The organism is Streptomyces sp. NPDC104202, from assembly GCF_055584185.1.
In genome coordinates, this window is record NZ_JBVJMN010000028.1 from 64,127 (window position 1) to 82,733 (window position 18,607).

The following is an 18,607-nucleotide window of genomic DNA, read 5'->3' on the forward strand; positions in this document are numbered from 1 at the left end:
CGGCCGCTGCTGCTGGTCTGCGCCTCGGGTCCGCGCTCGGAGAGGGCCGCGGCCGCGCTCGCCGGCCACGGGATCGCGGCCGCGAGTCTGACCGGCGGCACCCGCGGCTGGGCGGGGGCCGGCCATGATCTCGAGTACCCGGCCGGGCCGGTGCGGGCGGTGTGGGGGATGGAGCGTCAGGTGCGGTTCACCGCGGGCTCCCTCGTCCTGCTCGGCCTCGTGCTCGGAGCGCTGGTCCACCCGGCGTTCCCGCCGCTGTCGGCGGGGATCGTCGGAGGGCTGGTGTTCTCGGCGGTCACCGACACCTGCGGGATGGCCGCGGTCCTCGGCCGGCCGCCCTTCAACCGGCGGGGCGCCGCGTCCCGGGCCTGACACGGAAGCGGCCTTTCCCGCGCGAGCGCGGTCCGGCCCCGCGCGGAGGCGGGGCCGGGACCGCGGTCGCCGGAGGCCGTCAGGCGGTGCGGTCGGCGGCGAGCCGGGCCGCCAGGGCGGGGATGCCGAGCTGCTGTTCCTGGGCGGGCGTGGCCCCGTGCAGCTTGTTCACCAGCTGGTGCGGGTCGTTCGTGAGGTCGTAGTACTCGCGGAACTTCACCTGTCCGGTGCCGGACACCGTGCCGTTCGCGTCGGTGGTCAGGTCGTAGTACTCCGTATATTGCTCGTCCTTGGCCACGTACGACGACCAGGTCGGCGCCCCGCCGGCGCCGGTGCCCTGCTTCCACCACTCCACGAGCAGGTGGTCGCGGCTCCGGGAGGAGAGCAGCGACGTGCCGTCGAGCGGGGCGGTCGGGGTGATGCCCGCGGCGTCGAGGAGGGTCGGCGCGATGTCGATGTTGGCGACGATGCGGTCGTCGACGGTGCCGGCGCCGAGTCCGCCGGCCGGCCAGGAGAGGTAGAAGGGCACCTCGTGGGCCTGGCGGTACGGCACGGACTTGGCGGTCCAGCCGTGGTCGCCCCAGCTGAAGCCGTTGTCGCCGATGTAGACGACGAGGGTGTTCTCCAGCTGGCCGAGGTCCTGGAGCCGGTCCCTGAACGCCTGGACGGCGTCGTCGACGGAGAGCAGCGTCCGCAGCTGTTCGGCGCGGATCCGCCGGCCGTCGGCGAGGGTGCCGGTGGCGTTCCTGATGTAGGCCGGCTTGTCGCTGCGGTCGCCCTCGGGGACGGAGGGTCGGCCGTTCCACTCGGGGACGGGCGTCCCGGCGTACTTCGGCTCGGGGGTTCGGGGGCCGTGCGAGGCGTACGGGGTGACGTACGCGAACCATGGACGGGGGTCGTCGGCGGCCTTGTCGAGGAAGGCCAGCGTGCGGTTCCTGACGATGGTGGTGGTGTATCCGGGGAGGGTGGCGACGGTGCCGTCGACGTTCCACCGGGCGTCGACGTAGCCGGGCTGGAGGAGCGCGAACTCCTCGAAGTGCGGCGGGTTGTCGGCCACGTCCCAGGCGTTGAGGTACTTGCCGAACAGTCCGGTGCGGTAGCCGGCCTGCCGGAGGTACTTCTGCACGGTGGTGCCCTGGTCGAGGGCGTGCGAGGCCTTGTTGTTGCGGACGCCGTGGTGGTGGGCGTGGCGGCCGGAGAACACGCTGGAGCGGGAGGGCGCGCACAGCGGGGTGGTGACGTGGCCGTCGGTGAACCGCACGCCTTGGCCGGCGAGCCAGGCGACGGTCTTGGGCAGGGCCCATTCGGTGTGCTTGGGCTGGTCGTCGGTGACGATCAGCAGGATGTTCGGCCGGGTGGCGGCCGCGGCGGGTCCGGCGCCGGCGAGCTGGGCGAGGCCGGGTACGGCGGTGGCGGCGGCCGCGGCGGCGGCTCCGCCGAGGAATCCACGGCGGCTCACGGCGGGGCGGCGGTTCTCTCGCATGGGTCCGTTCTCCTGGGGCGTCGTGGGACGGGGGCATGCCGGTCCGGCGGATCCGATCCGCCGGACCTCGCCGGGGACGAGAGGGGGTGGGGGCGGGAGCCGGGCGGAGGGCGCCGGGTGGGGGTCCCGCGGGGAGGGCGACGCGTTCAGCGCGGCCGGGCGGCCGTACAGAGGGCGCTCGCCGTGCGCCCGTGATCGAGGTGACGGCGCACCGTGAGGATGTCTGCTGCCATGACCACGACAATATGACGCCGCGAGCCCCGGTTCCATGTACGGCGCATGAAGCCTGCGCCCGCCCGGGCGCCCCGGAGGCGTCTCGCCGGCCCTTCGCGACCGGACCGACGACCGGAAGGGCACCCCAGGATGTGAGCACGGGTGCACTGACAGATTAAACTGTCGAAACCTTCTCTCGACAGTTATGCTTGTCGCATGAGTGATGTGAGTGCGCTTCCGACTCCCGACAGGAACGACGAGAACTTCTGGACCGCCGCCTCGGTCCTGGTGGAGCCTCCTTGGAGCGAACCCACCCAGGAGGAGACGTTCGCGATGGACGATCGCGTCCATGACGCCGCCCGCTCCCTGGCCGAGCGGATCTCGACCCGCGCCTCGGCCTATCGCGCCGCCGACAAGCCTCTCGACCCCGTGCTCATGGCGTCCCCCGACGTGCAGCTGGCACTGCTGCGCGCACTGTACGAGACCAGGCAGTCCGTCGAACGGCTGGCGGAGAGCGCTGCCACCGTCGCCGGTCGCAGTGGAGCCAGCTACGCCCAGCTCGGAGCCGCCTGGGGCGGCATCAAGCGCCAGTCCGCTCGTCTCAAGTGGCCCCACGCCGTCGTCAGGAGATCCGCCAGCGAGTCCATCCCGTTCCGTTACGCGGGTGGCACCGCCGTGGCGCACCACGATGCCGATGCCGACGCCTGGTGGTACACCGCGACCGGGGCGGACCACCAGGACACGGAGTCCGAGCCTGCCCACCGCACGTACGCCGAGGCGATCGCCGCAGCGACCGAGTACCTCCTTGCGCACTCGCCGACGGGCGGGCAGTGAGCCGTGGAGCGCAAGCATCCCTGTCGGCGCCCGACACCATCCGGGGCCGCGCTGGCCCTCGGGACCTGTGATCGGGCAAGCTCGGCCGCATGGTCTCGGTACTGCAGAACGTCGCGATCGACTGTGCGGACGCCTTCGGGCTGGCCCGGTTCTGGAGCGAGGTGACAGGACGTCCGCTCCACCCGGACGACCGCCCCGGCGACCACGAGGTGCGGGTGCTCCTCACGGAGGGGCCGGTGCTGTACTTCCAGCAGGTCCCGGAGCCCAGGACCGTGAAGAACCGCCTCCACCTGTGCCTGCGCCCGGAGACCTCCCGCGACCACGAGGTCACGCGTCTCCTCGGCCTCGGCGCCTCCCTGGTCTCCGACCACCGCGCCCCCGACGGCACGGGCTGGGCCGTCCTCGCCGACCCCGAGGGCAACGAGTTCTGCGTCCTGCGCGGCGCCACGGACCGCGCGGCCACGACGGACTGACGGCGCGGGACCCGGTGCGGGCCCGTCCGGCTCCCCGGTGCGGGCCCGTCCGCCTCGCCGTCGGCGAGGGCCGCGGCCTTTCCGTCACGCGTGCGCCCTCCGGAAGCGGGATCGAACGGAGTCGGCCGTGAGGGGGAGCGCCTCCGGTCGTGATCAGGCCGATCCGGGGGCGCGCGGCATGCGCGGCGGGGCGGCGGGGCAGCGAACTCGGCGTGTCCCACACAGACGAGACCGAGCAGTTCATCACCCTGTCCGCGCGGTTGACCGGCTTCGGCGTGGAGGACCTGACGGCCACCGGGCTCGTCGAGGTGTACCGGACGGTGGCCGTGGAGGAGCTCGGAGCCCGGCGGTACGAGCGGCTGCTGCGGCGCGCCGACGACGAGGCGGACGGCGAGCGGGCGGCGGCGCGGGCGGTGACGTACCTCTGGTACACGGGCAGTTGGCCCGGCCCGCCGCCGAGACTCGTGTCCCCGCGCGCGTACGCCGAGGCGCTGGTGTGGAGGGCGGCCGGTCTGACGGCCCCCGCCGCGGACCCCGGTGGGTACGGGAGCTGGGCCGGGGAGGGCGTCCGGTGACGCGGTACGACGTGATCGTGGTCGGCGCGGGGGTGGCGGGCTCGCTCGTCGCGCACCGGCTGGGCCGGGGCGGGCGGCGGGTCCTCGTCCTGGAGGCGGGCGCGCAGACCGCCGGCGACCGGGGCGACGCCGACCCGCTGACCGCGTACCTGTCGGCCGCCGGACGCCTGCCGGACGCCGCCCGCGGTGCCCATCCGGCCGCGTCCGCGCCGGAGACGACGGACCTCGTCGGCGCGGAGGGCGTCCCGGGGTTCCGCGCGACGGGCCATCTGCGGCAGGACGGCCCGCTCCCGTACGCCAGCGGGTACGTGCGGGCCAACGGCGGCACCGGCACCGTCTGGACCGGCCTCGCGCCCCGCATGCTGCCGGAGGACTTCGACACCGAGTCCTTCGGCTACGGGCGGAGCTGGCCGCTGGCCTACGACGACCTCGAACCGCACTACCGGGCCGCAGAGGAGCATCTGGGGGTGGCGGCCGACGCGGAGGAGCAGCGCGAGCGGCTGGGCCTGCGCTTCCCCGCGGGGTACGTGTTCCCCATGCGGCCGCTGCCCGCCGCGCACCTGGACCGCCTCGTCGCGGCGCGGCTCGACGGGCGCCGCGTCGAGGACCCCGTCGGCCGGCGCGAGGTCGAGCTGAGGGTGGTCGGCACCCCGCACGCGCGCAACGGCGTCCCCGACCCCCGCTTCGACGGCGGCCGCGGCTACGTGCCCCGGGGGCGGGACGGCAGGCCGGAGCCGGACAGCCGGTGCGTGGGGAGCGCGGGCTGCATCCCGCACTGCCCCTCGTACGCGAAGTACACCCCGCTCAAGACCCAGGGGCGGTGGAGCGCGTCCGTCACACTCCGGGACCGGTCCGTGGTGAGCCGCGTCCTGGTGGACGGGACCGGCCGCGCCACGGGCGTGGAGTACCGCTCGTACGACGGGGAGGCGTCCGTCGCGCACGCCGACGTCGTGGTGCTCGCCGCGCACGCGGTGGAGAACGCCCGGCTGCTGCTCCTGTCCGGTCTCGCCGGCCGCAGCGGCCAGGTGGGCCGCAACCTGATGGACCATCCGGTGCTGCTGACCTGGGGGCTGCTGCCGGAGGGCGAGCACGCCGGGTCGTACCGGGGGCCCGGTTCCGTCTCCGGTCTCGAAGGCTTCCGCGCGGGCCCGGCGCGGCGGCTGCGGGCGCCGTTCCGCGTCGAGTTCGGGACGTGGGGGTGGATCTGGGCGAAGGGCCCGGTGGAGACCGACGTGGACCACTTCCTCACCGGACGCGGGCTGTTCGGCAAGGAGCTGAGGGAGGCGGTCGGGAGCAGGCTGCGCCGCCAGTTCGCCCTCCAGTTCGAGATGGAGCAGGGCGCGGACCCCGCGAACCGGGTCACCCTGCACCCGTCCGCGCGGGACGCCCTGGGCCTCCCGCTCCCGCTGGTCACCTACGACCTCGACGACCACGTCAGGGAGGGAATGGCGGCGGCACGGGCCGTCTCCGACCGGCTCTTCGGGCTGCTCGGCGCCGAGGACCACACGGACTACACGCCCGCGGCCGCGTGGCCGGGGCGCTTCGAGCACCGCGGCCGCGCCTACGGCTACCGCGGCGCCGGCCACGCGGCCGGGACCCATGTCATGGGCGACTCGCCGGCCACGTCGGTGGTGGACGCCTGGCAGCGCTGCTGGGACCACCCCGGTCTCTACGCGGTGGGCTGCGGCAGCATGCCCTCGGTGGCCACCTCCAACCCGACGCTGACGATGGCCGCGCTGGCCCTGCGCAGCGCCGAGCGCGTCGAAGCGGACCTGACGGCCCGCGACCGTCCCCTCACCACCGGCCCGACCACCCCGGGAGTCCCCGCGTGACCACGATGGCCCTGCCGCCTGTGCCCGAGCCCTTCCGGCTCCCCTTCCACTACGGGGCGCTGCACCAGATCGGCGTCGACTGGCTGGTCGACCCCGAACCGGTGCGCACCCTGCTCGCGAAGCACCATCCGGGGCTGAGCGCGGCCGTGTTCGACGACGGACGGGCGCTGGTGTCGGTCGACTACCAGCTGTACTTCGCGCAGTACGCGTTCGGCGGCGGCGTGACCCAGGAGATCGAGTTCAACGTCGTCGCCTTCCCCGCCTCCGAGGCCGCCCGGCTGCCCCGGCTGACGTACGCCCAGTACGCGCAGGGCTGGGACCAGACCAAGCTCCTCGGGATCGCCCGGCTGCACGTCGTGTGCGACAACCCGTTCGCGATCCGGGCGGGGCGCGAGCTCTACGCGGAGCCCAAGTACCCGGGCTGGTTCGAGGTCGGCCTGCCGTCCCCCAACGGGCCGCCCGGCGCAACCTGGACCGTGCGGTGCGGGGCCGCCGAGGTCGGCCCGGACGACACCCTGGAGCGGGCACCGGCGCCGCTGCTCGACCTGGCGGCACGGCTGGACGGCCTGACCCCCGTCGCCGCCGCGTCCGCCCCCGTCACCGGCTACGGGACCGACCGCGAGGGACGGCTGCTCGCCGGCCCGATGAACGTCCACCAGCCGTACGCCTGGTACGACCTGGCCGCCGCGGCGCACTCCGGACGCACCCGGCTCGACGTCCGCGCGCCGGACGGCAACCTGGGCCGCGACCTGCGCGCCGTCCTGCCCGACGGCACGGCGGCGGCGGGCGCCTGGACCTGCCAGTCGCCGCCGGTGGCCGCCCACCAGCGCCCGTACTACCTGCCGGCGGGGCCGCGGGGCTGAACCGCGGCGGCCCCGCCGTCCGGCCGGTCCGCACCCGGGTCCGGTCAGCCGTCCGCGCCGTCCGGCGCCCGCAGGGCGTCGGCGATGCCCCGGGCCAGGAAGGGGATGCGGTGGGCGGGGACGCCCGCGATGTTGATGCGGCCGGCGGCGGTGCCGTAGACGCCGGACCGCCGGCGCATCCCCCGCATCCGCCCGGGGGTGAGGGGCAGCATCGAGAACATGCCCTTCTGCCCGGCGAGGGCCGCCGCCTCCCGCGCGTGCCCGAGGGCGGTCAGGTGAGCGACGAGCTCGGTGCGGTTGTCCGTGATGCGCCGTCGCATGACGTCGAGTTCGGCGAGCCAGAGCGCCTTCAGCCGCTCGTCGTCCAGGACGGTGGCGACGACGGCGGCGCCGTGGTCCGGCGGCATCGAGTAGAGGGTGCGGGCGGCGTTCTGCAGGGCGGTCTCGACGTGCCGGAGGGCCCGCGCCGAGGAGCCGACGACGAGGGCGCAGCCGGTGCGGTCGCTGTAGAGGCCGAAGTTCTTGGAGCAGCTGACGGCGATCAGCACCTCGGGGAGCCGCTCGGCCAGCATCCGGGTGGGGCGCAGGTCGGCGTCGAGGCCGTCGCCGAGGCCGTGGTAGGCGAGGTCGACGAAGGGGATCCAGCCGTTGGTCCCGGCGAGCGCGGCCAGTTCCTCCCAGGTCTCGGCGGAGGGGTCGGCCCCGGTGGGGTTGTGGCAGCAGCCCTGGAGGAGGACGACGTCGCCGGGCCCCGCGGCGCGGAGTTCCGCCGGCAGGTCGGCTCCGCCGGCCGGCCCGGAGGGGTCGAGCCACCGGTAGGGGCGGACGGTGAGGCCGGCGCCTTCGAGGATGGGACGGTGGTTGACGTACGCGGGGTCGCTGATCCACACGGTGGTGCCGGGCCGGGTCTGGCGTACGAGGTCGGCGAGGAGCCGCAGGGCGCCGGTGCCCGCCACGGTCTGGACGGCCGTCGCCCGCGCGGTGAGGGCGTCGGTGCCGAGGACGGTGGAGAGCATCGCGCGGTTGAAGGCGGTGTTGCCCGACAGGCCGAGGTACTCCTTGGAGCCGGAGCGCTCCGCGAGGCGTATCTCGGCCTCCTTGACCGCCGCCATCACGGGGGTGACGCCGGTGTGGTCGCGGTAGACGCCGAGCACGAGGTCGAGGCGCTCGGGGCGCGGGTCCGCCGCGTACTCGGCGGTGAGGTCCCAGAGCGGGTCGGCGGGCGGGGCGGGGAGGAGCTCAAGCATCGGCGGACACCTCGGTTCGCGGGGACCGGCGCCGGTTGGCGAGCGCGACACCGAGGGTGATCAGGGGGACGCCGACCACGACGGGCAGCGTCGGGGTCTCGTCGAGGAGGGGCACGGCCAGCAGGACGACGGCGACCGGGCTGAGGCTGCCGACGACCGAGCTGCGCTCGGGGCCGAGCCGCCGGATGGCGAAGGCGTACAGCAGGCCCGCGCAGAGCCCGACGCCCAGGCCCTGGACGACGAGGAAGAGCGCGATGTCGGCGCCCTCGGCGCGGGCGAGGCCGGTGGGCAGGACTCCGGTCAGGCTGAGCAGCGCGATGACGGTGAAGGAGGGCAGGCAGAGCAGCCCGATCGAGCCGACCGGGTCGAGGTCCACCTCCCGCAGGCCCACGGTGTAGAGGGCCCAGAGGCCGCTGGCGACGAGCAGGGTTCCGGTGCCGAGCAGGACGTCCGCGTCGAGGGCGGCGGTGTGGCGCCACACCAGGGCGGCGACGCCGGCGACGATGAGCGCGAGGCCGGCCGCCTGGGTGCCGCGCGGGGCGCTCTTGCCGCCGGCGACCATGAGGGCGGAGACGAAGAGCGGGACCATGCCGGGCACGATCGCGCCGACGAACGCGGCCGAGGTGAGGGAGCCGCCGTACATCGCGGCGAGGAAGAACGGGACACCGGCGCCGCAGACGATCTTGGCGGCCGGGCCGAACCGGACGGCGGCGAGCCGGCGCCTGCGCCGCCAGAGCGCCGGGGCCAGGACCACGAGGGGCACACCGAAGCGCAGCAGCGCGGCGTCCGCGGGCAGCAGCGTGGAGGTGCTCAGCGCACGGGCGCTGAGAGCGAACGCGGCCCAGATGGCCACGGTCAGCAGCAGGGCGGTCATGCCCACGGCGTTCGGCGACAGCCCGCCGAAGCGGCCGGTGCCCCGCGCCTCCCCGGCTCCCGTGGGCGGGGCCGGCGGACCGGCCGCTTCCGCCGTGCGCGTCCCCGCCGATTGCGTTGCGGCCACCGACCGTCCTCCTGCTCGTAGCCGTTCGGGCGTACCGACGCCCGGCTTTGCCCCGGGAAGCAACGCTAGACCCATGTCCGGGGCAGGCGATTGCCAGTTATGCCCTCCAGGCATAGCCTGAGGGCAGAATCTGCCAAGAACCGCCAAGGAGAGCCGATGGACTCCGTGGACTTCCGGATCATCCACGAGCTGCAGGCGGACGGGCGCCTCTCGAACCAGGACCTCGCCGACCGGATCAGCCTCTCCCCGTCGCCCTGTCTGCGCCGGGTGCGCCGCCTGGAGGAGTCGGGACTCATCGGCGGCTACACGGCGACGGTGGACCAGGTCGCCTTCGGCCTGCCGATCACCGTCTTCGTGCGGATCCGGCTGGAGCGCCACACCGCCGAGGCGGTCAACGTCTTCGAGCGGCACGTCGGCCTCATCGACCACATCCAGGACTGCTATCTGATGGCGGGCAGCAGCGACTACCTGCTGAGGGTCGTCATCGAGAGCCTGGAGGCGTACGAGGCCCTCGTCCGGACCCGTATCCACGCCATCCCGGGCATCGCCTCGATCGAGTCCAGTTTCGCCTTCGGCAGCGTCAAGCAGTCCCGCGTCTACCCGCGGCCGGGTGTCCCCTCCCGGCCGCGGACGGACGGCGGCGGCCCGGGCCGGTGAGGAGTCCGGTCCCGGACGGGATCCGGGCCGGGGAGGAGTCCGGTCCCGGACGAGATCCGGGCCGGGGAGGAGTCCGGTCCCGGACGGGATCCGGGCCGGGGAGGAGTCCGGTCCCGGACGGGATCCGGGCCGGGGGAGGCGGGGCGCCGGTCCGCGCCCGGATCGGCGGGCCTCGGGGGCGGCGGCCCGACCGGGTGAGGGGCGGTCGGACCCGGCGTAAGCTGAATCGACCGTGATCGCCGTCGTCCCGCGATCGGAAGAGGTTCGACATGCCCCTACGGAAGGGCAGAGCGGCCCTCGTGGGCGCCCTCGCCACGGCGACCCTGGCCGCGACGGCACCGGTCGGCCCCGCCCCCAGCGCGTCGGCGACGAGCACCTCCTTCACCGCGACCGCGGACACCACCGTGGGCGGCGAGGACACCGCGGACGCCCCCGGCACGTCGCCCCGGCTCGGTGTGGACGGCGACCCGCCGACACGGACGCTGCTGCGGTTCGACGTCGCCGGTCTCACCCAGCCGGTGACCCGCGCGAAGCTGCGGATCCGCGTCGCCGGCACGGACGGCGCCGGGAGCGTCAACGGCGGTGAGGTCCGCGGCGTGTCCGACACCTCCTGGTCCGAGGCGTCCGTCGGCGACGGCGACGGTCCGGCGGTGGACGGGCCCGTCCTGGGCTCGCTCGGCGCGGTCACCCCCGGCCGGTGGTACGAGGTCGACGTGACCCCGTACGTGACGGGCGACGGCACGTTCGCCTTCGGCGTCACCTCGCCGAACGACGACGGCGCCGACTACGACGCCCGCGAGACCGGCCCGGACGGACCGCAGCTGGTGGTCGAGACGGCCGCCGGGCCGGCCCCCTCGCGCACCCCGACGACGGCTCCGACGCCTCCCTCCCCCGCCGCGCGGGCGGGGCAGGACCTGGTGCCCGTGCTCGTCGGGGCGGGTGACATCGCCGCCTCGAACGACGGCGACTCGGCCACCGCGGAGCTGCTCGACCACATCTCCGGCACGGTCTTCACCGTCGGCGACAACGTCTATCCCACCGGCAGCGCCGCGGACTTCGCCGACTTCTACGCGCCGACCTGGGGCCGCCAGCGGGACCGCACCCGGCCGTCGCCGGGGAACCACGACTACGAGACCCCCGGCGCGGCCGCGTACTTCGACTACTTCGGCATCGCGGCGGGCCCCGACCGCCGGGGCTACTACTCGTACGACCTCGGGAACTGGCACGTGGTCTCGCTCGACTCCGAGATCTCCATGGCCCGGGGTTCGGCCCAGGAGAAGTGGCTGCGCGCGGACCTCGCCGCGAGCGGGAAGCCCTGCACGGTGGCGTACTGGCACCGGCCGCGCTGGACCTCCGGCGCCTCGCACCCTCCCGACCTCGCGACGGACCCGCTGGTGCGGGCGCTGTACGACCACGGAGCCGAGGTCGTCATCGGCGGCCACAACCACCAGTACGAGCGCTTCGCCCCGCAGGACCCGGACGGCCGGCTCGACACCGCCCGCGGACTGCGTCAGTTCGTCGTCGGCACGGGCGGCGCGGACCACTACGCGTTCGGCACCGTGCTGCCCCACAGCGAGGCCCGCAACGACGACACCTCCGGCGTCCTGAAGCTGACGCTCCGGGCCGACGGATACGACTGGCGCTTCGTGCCGGAGGCGGGGAAGTCCTACGACGACAGCGGTTCGGGCAGCTGCCACTGACCTCCCGCCGGCGGGCGGCACCGGCCGGACGCCGTCAGCGGGCGGGCGTCTCCCGCACGGGGTGCTTGCTGAGGATCGACACCCGGTTGAAGGCGTTGATCGCGATCGCCACCCAGATCACGGCCGAGATCCCGGCCTCGTCGAGCACCTCGCGCGCGTCGGCGTACGCCCGGTCCTGGGCGAGGGCGTCGGCGGGGTGGGTGGTGGCCTCGGCGAGGGCGAGGGCGGCGCGCTCGCGGGCGGTGAAGAGCTCGGTGTCGCGCCAGGCGGCGAGGACACCGAGGCGCCGCGTGGTCTCGCCGGCCCGCAGCGCGGCCCGGGTGTGCACGTCGAGGCAGGAGGCGCAGCCGTTGAGCTGGGAGACGCGGAGGTTGACGAGTTCGACGAGGATCCGGTCGAGACCGGCGTCGGCGGCCGTCGCGCGGACGGTCTCGGCGGTCTTCACCAGCGCCTGGTAGGCGGCGGGGCTCGCCTTGTCGACGTAGACCCTGCCGGAGGTCCGGGGCACCGTCGTGGTCCGTACCGTCTCGCTCACCCTGCGCTCCTTCGCTGTTGTCTTCCGGACTATGATCAACCATACTAGTTGAAAGCGAAACTACATGCGGGAGAAGGACCGGACCATGGGCGACACGGAGATCGAGATCCTCACCGCGCGGGACGTCCCCCTGGGCGGTCCGCGGGCGATGACCGTACGACGCACCCTGCCACAGCGGGCGCGCACGCTCATCGGCGCCTGGTGCTTCGCCGATCACTACGGTCCCGACCGGGTGGCCGACTCCGGCGGCATGGACGTCGCCCCGCACCCGCACACCGGACTCCAGACCGTCAGCTGGCTGTTCTCCGGGGAGATCGAGCACCGCGACAGCCTCGGCACCCACGCCTTCGTGCGCCCGGGCGAGATCAACCTCATGACCGGCGGCCACGGCATCAGCCACACCGAGGTCTCCACCCCCGGCACCACCGTCCTGCACGGCGTCCAGCTCTGGGTCGCGCTCCCCGGCGAACACCGCCACGCACCGCGCGACTTCCAGCACCACGCGCCGGCGCCGCTCCGCGTCGACGGGGCGGAGATCCGGGTCTTCCTCGGCACGCTCGCCGGCCGGACCTCCCCGGTGCGCACCTTCACCCCGCTCCTGGGCGCCGAGATCCTGATCGACGCCGGGGCCACCGTCACCCTCGACGTCGACCCGGAGTTCGAGCACGGCCTGCTCGTCGACGAGGGCGACGTCCGGCTCGAGGACGTCCCCGTCCTGCCCGCCCAGCTCGGCCACACGCCGCCCGGCCGCACCACGCTGACCCTCGCCAACTCCTCGGACCGTCCGGCCCGGACGGTCCTGCTCGGCGGTCCGCCGTTCGAGGAGGAGATCGTGATGTGGTGGAACTTCATCGGCCGCAGCCACCAGGACATCGTCGAGGCCCGGGAGGAGTGGGAACGGTCCTCCGACCGCTTCGGCTCCGTCGAGGGCTACCCCGGCGACCGGCTGCCCGCCCCCGTCCTGCCGAACGCCGTCATCACCCCGCGCCGGAACCCCGCCCGCCCCTGAGCCCCGCACGACCCCCGCGGCAACCGCCCCTCACCCCGGCCCGTCCCCCGGCGCCGGCACCCCCGAAGGACCGCCATGAGCGAGCAGCCCCCGACCGACACCTCCGCCCCCGTCGTCCGCCGCGTCGACGCACGCCACCGCTACGAGATCCTCGTCGGCGACCGGCGCGCCGGACTGACCGCCTACCGCGACCGCGACGACCGGCGGGTCTTCTTCCACACCGAGATCGACGACGCCTACGCAGGGCAGGGCCTCGCCTCGGTCCTCGTCGAGCAGGCCCTCGCCGACGTCCGCGCCGCCGGCCTGCGGATCGTCCCCGTCTGCCCGTACGTGGCCAAGTTCCTCAGGAAGCACGAGGAGTTCGCCGACATCACCGACCCCGTGACCCCCGAGGTCCTGACCTGGCTCGACGCCCGGCTCGGCCGCTGACTCCCCGGCCGCGCGCGGCTCCCTCGCGGGGCCGCGCCGGCGGCCCGTGGTCCCCCGCGCCCGAGGACGCGTACAGTGCGCACGGGCGCGCTGAGATCACGAGGAGTCCGTGTGACCGCGGTCAGTCCGGAACACACCACCGTCCCCGCCGACACCGGCGAGGTGACCCTGCTGATAGCCCGCCGGGTACGGCCCGGCCACGAGGCGTCCTTCGAGCGGTGGGCGAAGGGCATCCTGGAGAGCGCGGCCACCTTCCCCGGCCACCTCGGCTACGGACTCTTCCGCTCCTCGGGCGGCGACGCCCCCTGGTTCCTCGTCCACCGCTTCCGCGACACCGAGGCGTGCCGCGCCTGGCAGGAGTCGCCCGAGCGCGCGGCCTGGTTCGCCGACTGCGACGGCCACCACCACACCGAGATCGCCCGCCGCACCCTGACCGGCATGGAGACCTGGTTCGCCCCGCCGGGTTCCACCCAGCCCGCTCCGCCCCGCTGGAAGATGGCCGTCAGCGCCACCCTGGCGATCTACCCCATCTCCGTCCTCGGCGCCCTCTTCCTCCTCCCCCACCTCACCCCGCTCCCCCTTCTCCTCAGCACCGCGGTCACCGCCTGCGTGTTCAACGTCCTCATGACCTACGCGGCCATGCCCGCCGTGAGCCGCCTCCTGCGGGGGTGGCTGACCTCCTGAGGGTCGTTTCAGGCGGGCCCCACGGGTCAGACGCCCGGCATGGCCACTCACGAGATACGCCGCCGCACCCTCGCACTCGCCCGGGCGTCGCTGCCGTCGGCCGGGGGACCCGGACGGGTGCTGTCCACGATGGAACGACTGGAGACCTCGACCCGGCTCGACGGAGCGGCCGGCGCCGTGCGCAAGGCCGTGCGGGCGCTGCCGCTGGGGCGGGCCAGGGACGTCCTGCACGGGCGGTGGCTGGGGCACCCGGTCCATCCGCTGCTGGTGCAGGTGCCGGTCGGGGCCTGGCTGTCGGCCGCCGTCCTCGACCTGCTGCCCGGGGAGCGCAAGGCGGCCCGCGCCCTGATCGGCGTCGGGCTCGCGGGAGCCGTCCCGGCGGCCCTGTCGGGGTGGACCGACTGGGCGGAGTTGCGGCGTCCGCACCTGCGGGTCGGGCTCGTGCACGCGGCGGCCAACGCCACCGGCGTGGCGCTCTACGGCGCCTCGTTCGCCGCCCGGTGCCGCGGCCGGCACTGGCGCGGGAAGGCGTGGGCCTTCTGCGGGCTGGCCGCGGTGGGCGTCGGCGGGGCGATCGGCGGGCACCTGGCGTACCGGCAGGGCGCGGGGGCGAACCACGTCGAGGAGGTCGCCGACCTGGTCGGCCCGGACTGGCACGACCTCGGCGCGGAAGCGGTGCTGCCCGTCGACCGGCCACGGCTGGGGCACGTCGACGACGTGCCCGTCGTCATCGTCCGCCGGGAGAACGGGGACGTGCACGTCCTGGCGGCCCGGTGCAGCCACATGGGCGGCCCGCTCGCCGAGGGCGAGGTCGTCGACGACTGCCTCCGCTGCCCGTGGCACGGCAGCGCCTTCCGGCTGTCCGACGGATGGAACGTCACAGGGCCCGCCACCGCTCCGCAGCCCGTCTTCGAGACCCGGATCGTCGACGGCCGCGTCGAGGCACGACTCGCCGGCCGTCCCCTGTCCGCCGCCCGCGACCGCTCCGCCCAGGCGCCGCCGTCGGCGGCCTGACCGGCACCGGCCGGGTCACGGCGGCAGGTGTCCGGCGATCCCCGCGCCGCTGCCCGCCACGACCAGCAGGGCCGCGTCGACCCCCGCCATCACCATGACGGCGAGGAACGGGAGGCGGCTCCGGGCGGGGGCCCAGCGGCCCGCCACCGCGAGCAGGCAGAGCAGACAGAGGGCGACGGTCACCCCGACGGCGCCCAGGCCGAGCGGGGTCACCGGCCCGGGCGGCCCCACCGTCAGGACCAGGCAGGCGGCGAGGGCGAGGAGGGCGGCCAGGACGGCGGAGGCCGGCCTGCCCAGGCGGTGCGGGAGGCCGACCACGCCGTGCGCGAGGTCGTCCTCGATGTCCGGCAGCACGTTGGCGAAGTGGGCGCCGGTCCCGAGGAGCGCCGCCGCCGCGCTCCACCACAGCGGCGGCCAGGCCCGGCCGGGCAGGGACAGGGTCAGGAACGCGGGCAGGAACCCGAAGGCGAGCGCGTAGGGCAGCCAGGACAGGACCGTCCGCTTCAGCCGGAGGTTGTACGCCCATCCGGCGGCGACGCAGCCCAGGTGGACGCCGCCGGCGGGCACGCCGCACGCCAGGGACAGGGGGACGCAGGCGAGCAGGGCCGCGCAGGCCGCCGCGCCGACCGCGCCGGGCCGGACGGCGCCGAGGGCCACGGGCTTGTCCCGGCGGCCCGCGGCCCGGTCGCGCCGCAGGTCCAGGAGGTCGTTGGACCAGCCGATGGACAACTGGCCCGCTGCGACGGCGGCGACGGCCGTGACGGCGGTGCCGGGAGCGAGTCCGACGGCCACCGACAGGAGGGCCGCGAGGACGGTCACGGCCGCCGCCGGCGCGGGATGACAGGACCGCAGGAGCCCGGCGACCGCCCGCGCCCCCGAGGGCCGGGCGAGCGGCGGGTCGGACAGCCGGGCGGGTCCTTGACCGGTGGTGGCGGGCACCGCACCACGCTAGGCGACGGCGCGCCCGTGAGTGCGCGGTTGAGGGGGTCGGCGCCCCGCTGTCCCTATGTTGGACGAATGACGCGCGTCCTCGCGGTGAGCACTGCGTTCCCGCCCCACCGCTATCCGCAGCAGGAGATCACCGACGACCTCGTCGCGGGCCTGCCGCCGGGGGCCGACGGGGGTCTGCTGCGCCGGCTGCACGCGGGCACCTCCGTGGAGACCCGTCATCTGGCCCTGCCCCTCGGCCGCTACCGCGACCTCGGCACGTTCGGGGAGACGAACCGTCTCTTCGTCGAGCTGGCCACGGACCTGGGCGTGGCGGCGGCCGAGCGGGCCCTCGACGCGGCGGGAACACGGCCGGAGGAGATCGACCTCGTCGTCTCCACGACCGTGACCGGCATCGCGACGCCGTCCCTGGACGCCGGCGTGGCCGCGCGGCTCGGGCTGCGGGCCGACGTCCGGCGGATGCCGCTGTTCGGTCTCGGCTGCGCCGCGGGCGCCGCGGGGCTGGCCCGGGTCCACGACCACCTCGGCCTCCGGCCCGGCGCGACCGCGCTGCTGCTCTCCACCGAGCTCTGTTCGCTCACCCTCCAGCGCGGGGACACGTCGACGGCGAACCTGGTGGCGGGCGGCCTGTTCGGGGACGGGGCCGCCGCTCTGGTCGCCGCCCACGAGGACCGCACGCCCCCGCCGGGGGACGGGGCGGGACATCCCTGGCCGAGGATCGTGGCCACCCGGAGCCGGCTGTACCCGGGGACGGGGCACCTGCTGGGCTGGGACATCGGCGAGTGGGGCTTCCGGATGGTGCTCGGTCCCGAACTCCCCGACCTGGTGCGGCTGCACGTGACGGAGGAGGTCGAGTCCTTCCTCGCCGCGCACGACCTCAAGCCCGGGGACGTCGGCGCCTGGATCTGCCATCCGGGCGGTCCCCGCATCCTGGACGCCCTCGGCGAGGAGCTGGGGCTGCCGGAGCCCGCCCTCGCGGCGAGCCGGCGCGCGCTGGCGGCCACCGGGAACCTCTCCTCCGCCTCGGTGCTCCAGATCCTCGGCGACACCCGGGCCGCGCCGCCGCCGCCCGGGACGACGGGTCTGATGATCGGCCTGGGGCCGGGCTTCACGTCCGAACTCGTCCTGCTGGCCTGGTGAGGACCGGATGACGCCGTACACGCTCCTGATCCTGCTCGTCGTCGCCGAACGCTTCGCGGAGCTCGCCGTGGCGCGGCGCAACGGCGCCTGGAGCCGCGCGCTCGGGGCGCGGGAGCACGGGGCCGGGCACTACCCCGTGATGGTCGCCCTGCACACCGCGCTCCTCGTGGGGTGCCTTCTCGAACCGTGGGTCGCCGACCGGCCCTTCGTCCCGCTCGTCGGCTGGCCCGCCCTGGCCCTGGCGCTGGCCGCGCAGGGGCTGCGCTGGTGGTGCATCGGCACGCTGGGCCGGCGCTGGCACACCCGCGTCCTGATCGTGCCCGGCCTTCCGCTGGTCGCCGCCGGCCCCTACCGGTACCTGCGCCACCCCAACTACGTGGCCGTCGTCGTCGAGGGCGCGGCCCTGCCGCTGGTGCACGGAGCCTGGGTGACCGCGCTGGGCTTCTCGCTCCTGAACGCGGCGCTGCTGACCGTCCGCGTCCGCTGCGAGAACACGGCGCTGGCGCCCTCGCTCTCCCTCCCGCCCACCGGTGCGGCCCCCGGTCCCGCGTCGTGATCGACCTGCTCGTCGTCGGGGGCGGCCCGGCGGGTCTGGCGACGGCGATCCACGCGGCGCGGCGCGGGCTCGACGTGGTGGTCGCCGAACCGCGCCCCGGTCCCGTGGACAAGGCGTGCGGCGAGGGGATGATGCCGGCGGCCGTCCGCGCCCTCGAAGCGCTCGACGTCCGGGTGCCCGGGCACGAACTCCGCGGCATCCGCTACGTGGACGCCGACGGCGGGCGCCGCGCCGAGGCCCTGTTCGGCGCGGGGACGGGCCTCGGGGCGCGCCGGACGGCGCTGCACGGGGCGCTCGCGGAACGGGCCGCCGCGCTCGGCGTCCGGGTCGTCCCGCACCGCGTGCGCCGGGTGAGCCAGTCCGACGCGTGCGTCACCGCGGACGGCATGACCGCCCGCTATCTCGTGGCCGCCGACGGGCTGCACTCCCCGACCCGGCGCGCGCTCGGTCTGGCCGTGCGTCCGGAGCCGGGCCGGCACCCGCTCCGGTACGGACTGCGGCGGCACTTCGCCGTCGCGCCGTGGAGCGACCTGGTGGAGGTGTACTGGTCGGCCGACTGCGAGGCGTACGTGACGCCGCTGGGGCCGCGGCAGGTCGGCGTCGCGCTCCTGACCTCCCGACGCGTCTCCTACGACGAGCAGTTGGCGCGCTTCCCCGCCCTCGTCCCCCTCCTGGGCGGCGCCGAGGGGTCGCCGGTGCGGGGCGCGGGCCCGCTGCGCCAGCGGAGCCGAGCCCGGGTGGCGGGCCGGGTGCTCTTCGTCGGCGACGCCGCCGGGTACGTCGACGCGCTGACGGGTGAGGGGATCGCGCTGGCCCTGACGTCGGCCGACGCCCTGGTCCGCTGTCTGCGCGAGGGCCGCCCGGAGGCGTACGAGCACGCCTGGCGGCGGCTCTCCCGCGGCTATCGCCTGTTGACCGGCTCCCTCCTCTGGACCCGGAACCAGCCGCGGCTGGCCCCGCTGATCACGCCGGCGGCCGCCCGCTTCCCCGGTCTGTTCCGCCGCGCGGTGGATCTGCTCGGCTGACCCTCCGCGGCGGTCGGC

19 protein-coding genes and 1 pseudogene are annotated in these 18,607 nt (G+C 75.3%); 15 read left to right on the forward strand and 5 right to left on the reverse strand.

From position 1 onward, the window contains the following. Window positions 1-6 precede the first annotated feature (6 nt). A pseudogene (locus tag ACZ60W_RS19560) lies at window positions 7-372 on the forward strand (rhodanese-like domain-containing protein); the annotation flags it as partial. A gap of 79 nt (window positions 373-451) precedes the next feature. On the opposite strand, the gene ACZ60W_RS19565 reads toward ACZ60W_RS19560, so the two are convergent. Then, window positions 452-1,855, reverse strand: a complete 1,404-nt coding sequence (locus ACZ60W_RS19565) for a sulfatase family protein (protein WP_469756570.1) — start codon at window positions 1,853-1,855, stop codon at window positions 452-454. Between the two features lie 429 nt (window positions 1,856-2,284). Here ACZ60W_RS19565 and ACZ60W_RS19570 point away from each other — a divergent pair, with 429 nt between their 5' ends. The 5 genes from ACZ60W_RS19570 (at window position 2,285) to ACZ60W_RS19590 (ending at window position 6,645) form a co-directional block, all read left to right on the forward strand. Beyond that, on the forward strand, window positions 2,285-2,902 hold the full coding sequence (locus ACZ60W_RS19570; RefSeq protein WP_469756571.1) for a hypothetical protein: 618 nt from the start codon (window positions 2,285-2,287) through the stop codon (window positions 2,900-2,902). Between the two features lie 89 nt (window positions 2,903-2,991). Further along, window positions 2,992-3,375 carry a VOC family protein gene (locus ACZ60W_RS19575; RefSeq protein WP_469756572.1) on the forward strand — a complete coding sequence of 128 codons (384 nt, stop codon included), beginning with the start codon at window positions 2,992-2,994 and terminating at the stop codon, window positions 3,373-3,375. Between the two features lie 212 nt (window positions 3,376-3,587). After that, on the forward strand, window positions 3,588-3,950 hold the full coding sequence (locus ACZ60W_RS19580) for a hypothetical protein (RefSeq protein WP_469756573.1): 363 nt from the start codon (window positions 3,588-3,590) through the stop codon (window positions 3,948-3,950). Further along, the gene (locus ACZ60W_RS19585; protein ID WP_469756574.1) at window positions 3,947-5,782 is read left to right on the forward strand and encodes a GMC family oxidoreductase; all 1,836 of its coding nucleotides are present in this window, start codon (window positions 3,947-3,949) and stop codon (window positions 5,780-5,782) included. Before ACZ60W_RS19580 ends, ACZ60W_RS19585 begins: the two co-directional genes overlap by 4 nt. A gap of 5 nt (window positions 5,783-5,787) precedes the next feature. Continuing rightward, window positions 5,788-6,645 (forward strand): hypothetical protein, encoded by an 858-nt coding sequence (locus ACZ60W_RS19590; protein ID WP_469756602.1) that lies wholly within the window; start codon window positions 5,788-5,790, stop codon window positions 6,643-6,645. Between the two features lie 44 nt (window positions 6,646-6,689). On the opposite strand, the gene ACZ60W_RS19595 is transcribed toward ACZ60W_RS19590, so the two are convergent. Then, window positions 6,690-7,892, reverse strand: coding sequence for an amino acid aminotransferase (locus ACZ60W_RS19595; RefSeq protein ID WP_469756575.1), 1,203 nt, complete (start codon window positions 7,890-7,892; stop codon window positions 6,690-6,692). Next, window positions 7,885-8,892, reverse strand: a complete 1,008-nt coding sequence (locus ACZ60W_RS19600; protein ID WP_469756576.1) for a DMT family transporter — start codon at window positions 8,890-8,892, stop codon at window positions 7,885-7,887. The genes ACZ60W_RS19595 and ACZ60W_RS19600 overlap by 8 nt, the downstream gene beginning before the upstream one ends. A 156-nt stretch (window positions 8,893-9,048) precedes the next feature. Between ACZ60W_RS19600 and ACZ60W_RS19605 the strand changes: the two genes are divergently transcribed. Together ACZ60W_RS19605 and ACZ60W_RS19610 are read left to right on the forward strand one after the other, a co-directional pair. Continuing rightward, complete coding sequence (locus tag ACZ60W_RS19605) at window positions 9,049-9,549, forward strand: Lrp/AsnC family transcriptional regulator (protein WP_469756577.1); 501 nt, start codon at window positions 9,049-9,051, stop codon at window positions 9,547-9,549. A gap of 269 nt (window positions 9,550-9,818) precedes the next feature. Further along, window positions 9,819-11,249 carry a CBM96 family carbohydrate-binding protein gene (locus tag ACZ60W_RS19610; RefSeq protein WP_469756578.1) on the forward strand — a complete coding sequence of 477 codons (1,431 nt, stop codon included), beginning with the start codon at window positions 9,819-9,821 and terminating at the stop codon, window positions 11,247-11,249. 34 nt (window positions 11,250-11,283) lie between these two features. On the opposite strand, the gene ACZ60W_RS19615 is transcribed toward ACZ60W_RS19610, so the two are convergent. Beyond that, window positions 11,284-11,784 carry a carboxymuconolactone decarboxylase family protein gene (locus ACZ60W_RS19615; RefSeq protein WP_469756579.1) on the reverse strand — a complete coding sequence of 167 codons (501 nt, stop codon included), beginning with the start codon at window positions 11,782-11,784 and terminating at the stop codon, window positions 11,284-11,286. Between the two features lie 85 nt (window positions 11,785-11,869). On the opposite strand from ACZ60W_RS19615, the gene ACZ60W_RS19620 reads away from it, so the two are divergent. The 4 genes from ACZ60W_RS19620 to ACZ60W_RS19635 all read left to right on the forward strand — a co-directional run bounded on the left by ACZ60W_RS19620 (window position 11,870) and on the right by ACZ60W_RS19635 (window position 14,920). After that, window positions 11,870-12,793, forward strand: coding sequence for a pirin family protein (locus tag ACZ60W_RS19620; protein ID WP_469756580.1), 924 nt, complete (start codon window positions 11,870-11,872; stop codon window positions 12,791-12,793). 75 nt (window positions 12,794-12,868) lie between these two features. Further along, a complete protein-coding gene (locus tag ACZ60W_RS19625; protein ID WP_469756581.1) occupies window positions 12,869-13,222 on the forward strand; it encodes a GNAT family N-acetyltransferase in 354 nt (117 codons plus the stop codon). Window positions 13,223-13,333: 111 nt separating this feature from the next. After that, on the forward strand, window positions 13,334-13,906 hold the full coding sequence (locus tag ACZ60W_RS19630; RefSeq protein WP_469756582.1) for an antibiotic biosynthesis monooxygenase: 573 nt from the start codon (window positions 13,334-13,336) through the stop codon (window positions 13,904-13,906). 39 nt (window positions 13,907-13,945) lie between these two features. After that, entirely contained in the window at window positions 13,946-14,920 is a 975-nt protein-coding gene (locus tag ACZ60W_RS19635) for a Rieske (2Fe-2S) protein (protein WP_469756583.1), read from the forward strand. 15 nt (window positions 14,921-14,935) lie between these two features. Here ACZ60W_RS19635 and ACZ60W_RS19640 read toward each other — a convergent pair whose 3' ends face one another. Then, entirely contained in the window at window positions 14,936-15,859 is a 924-nt protein-coding gene (locus ACZ60W_RS19640) for a UbiA family prenyltransferase (protein ID WP_469756584.1), read from the reverse strand. A 78-nt stretch (window positions 15,860-15,937) separates the two neighbouring features. Between ACZ60W_RS19640 and ACZ60W_RS19645 the strand changes: the two genes are divergently transcribed. Genes ACZ60W_RS19645 through ACZ60W_RS19655 form a run of 3 tightly spaced genes read left to right on the forward strand, consistent with a single transcriptional unit; the run spans window position 15,938 to window position 18,589 of the window. Continuing rightward, window positions 15,938-17,008 carry a type III polyketide synthase gene (locus tag ACZ60W_RS19645; RefSeq protein WP_469756585.1) on the forward strand — a complete coding sequence of 357 codons (1,071 nt, stop codon included), beginning with the start codon at window positions 15,938-15,940 and terminating at the stop codon, window positions 17,006-17,008. A gap of 7 nt (window positions 17,009-17,015) precedes the next feature. Beyond that, a complete protein-coding gene (locus ACZ60W_RS19650) occupies window positions 17,016-17,564 on the forward strand; it encodes an isoprenylcysteine carboxyl methyltransferase family protein (protein WP_469756586.1) in 549 nt (182 codons plus the stop codon). Continuing rightward, a complete protein-coding gene (locus ACZ60W_RS19655; RefSeq protein WP_469756587.1) occupies window positions 17,561-18,589 on the forward strand; it encodes an NAD(P)/FAD-dependent oxidoreductase in 1,029 nt (342 codons plus the stop codon). The genes ACZ60W_RS19650 and ACZ60W_RS19655 overlap by 4 nt, the downstream gene beginning before the upstream one ends. Window positions 18,590-18,607 lie beyond the last annotated feature (18 nt).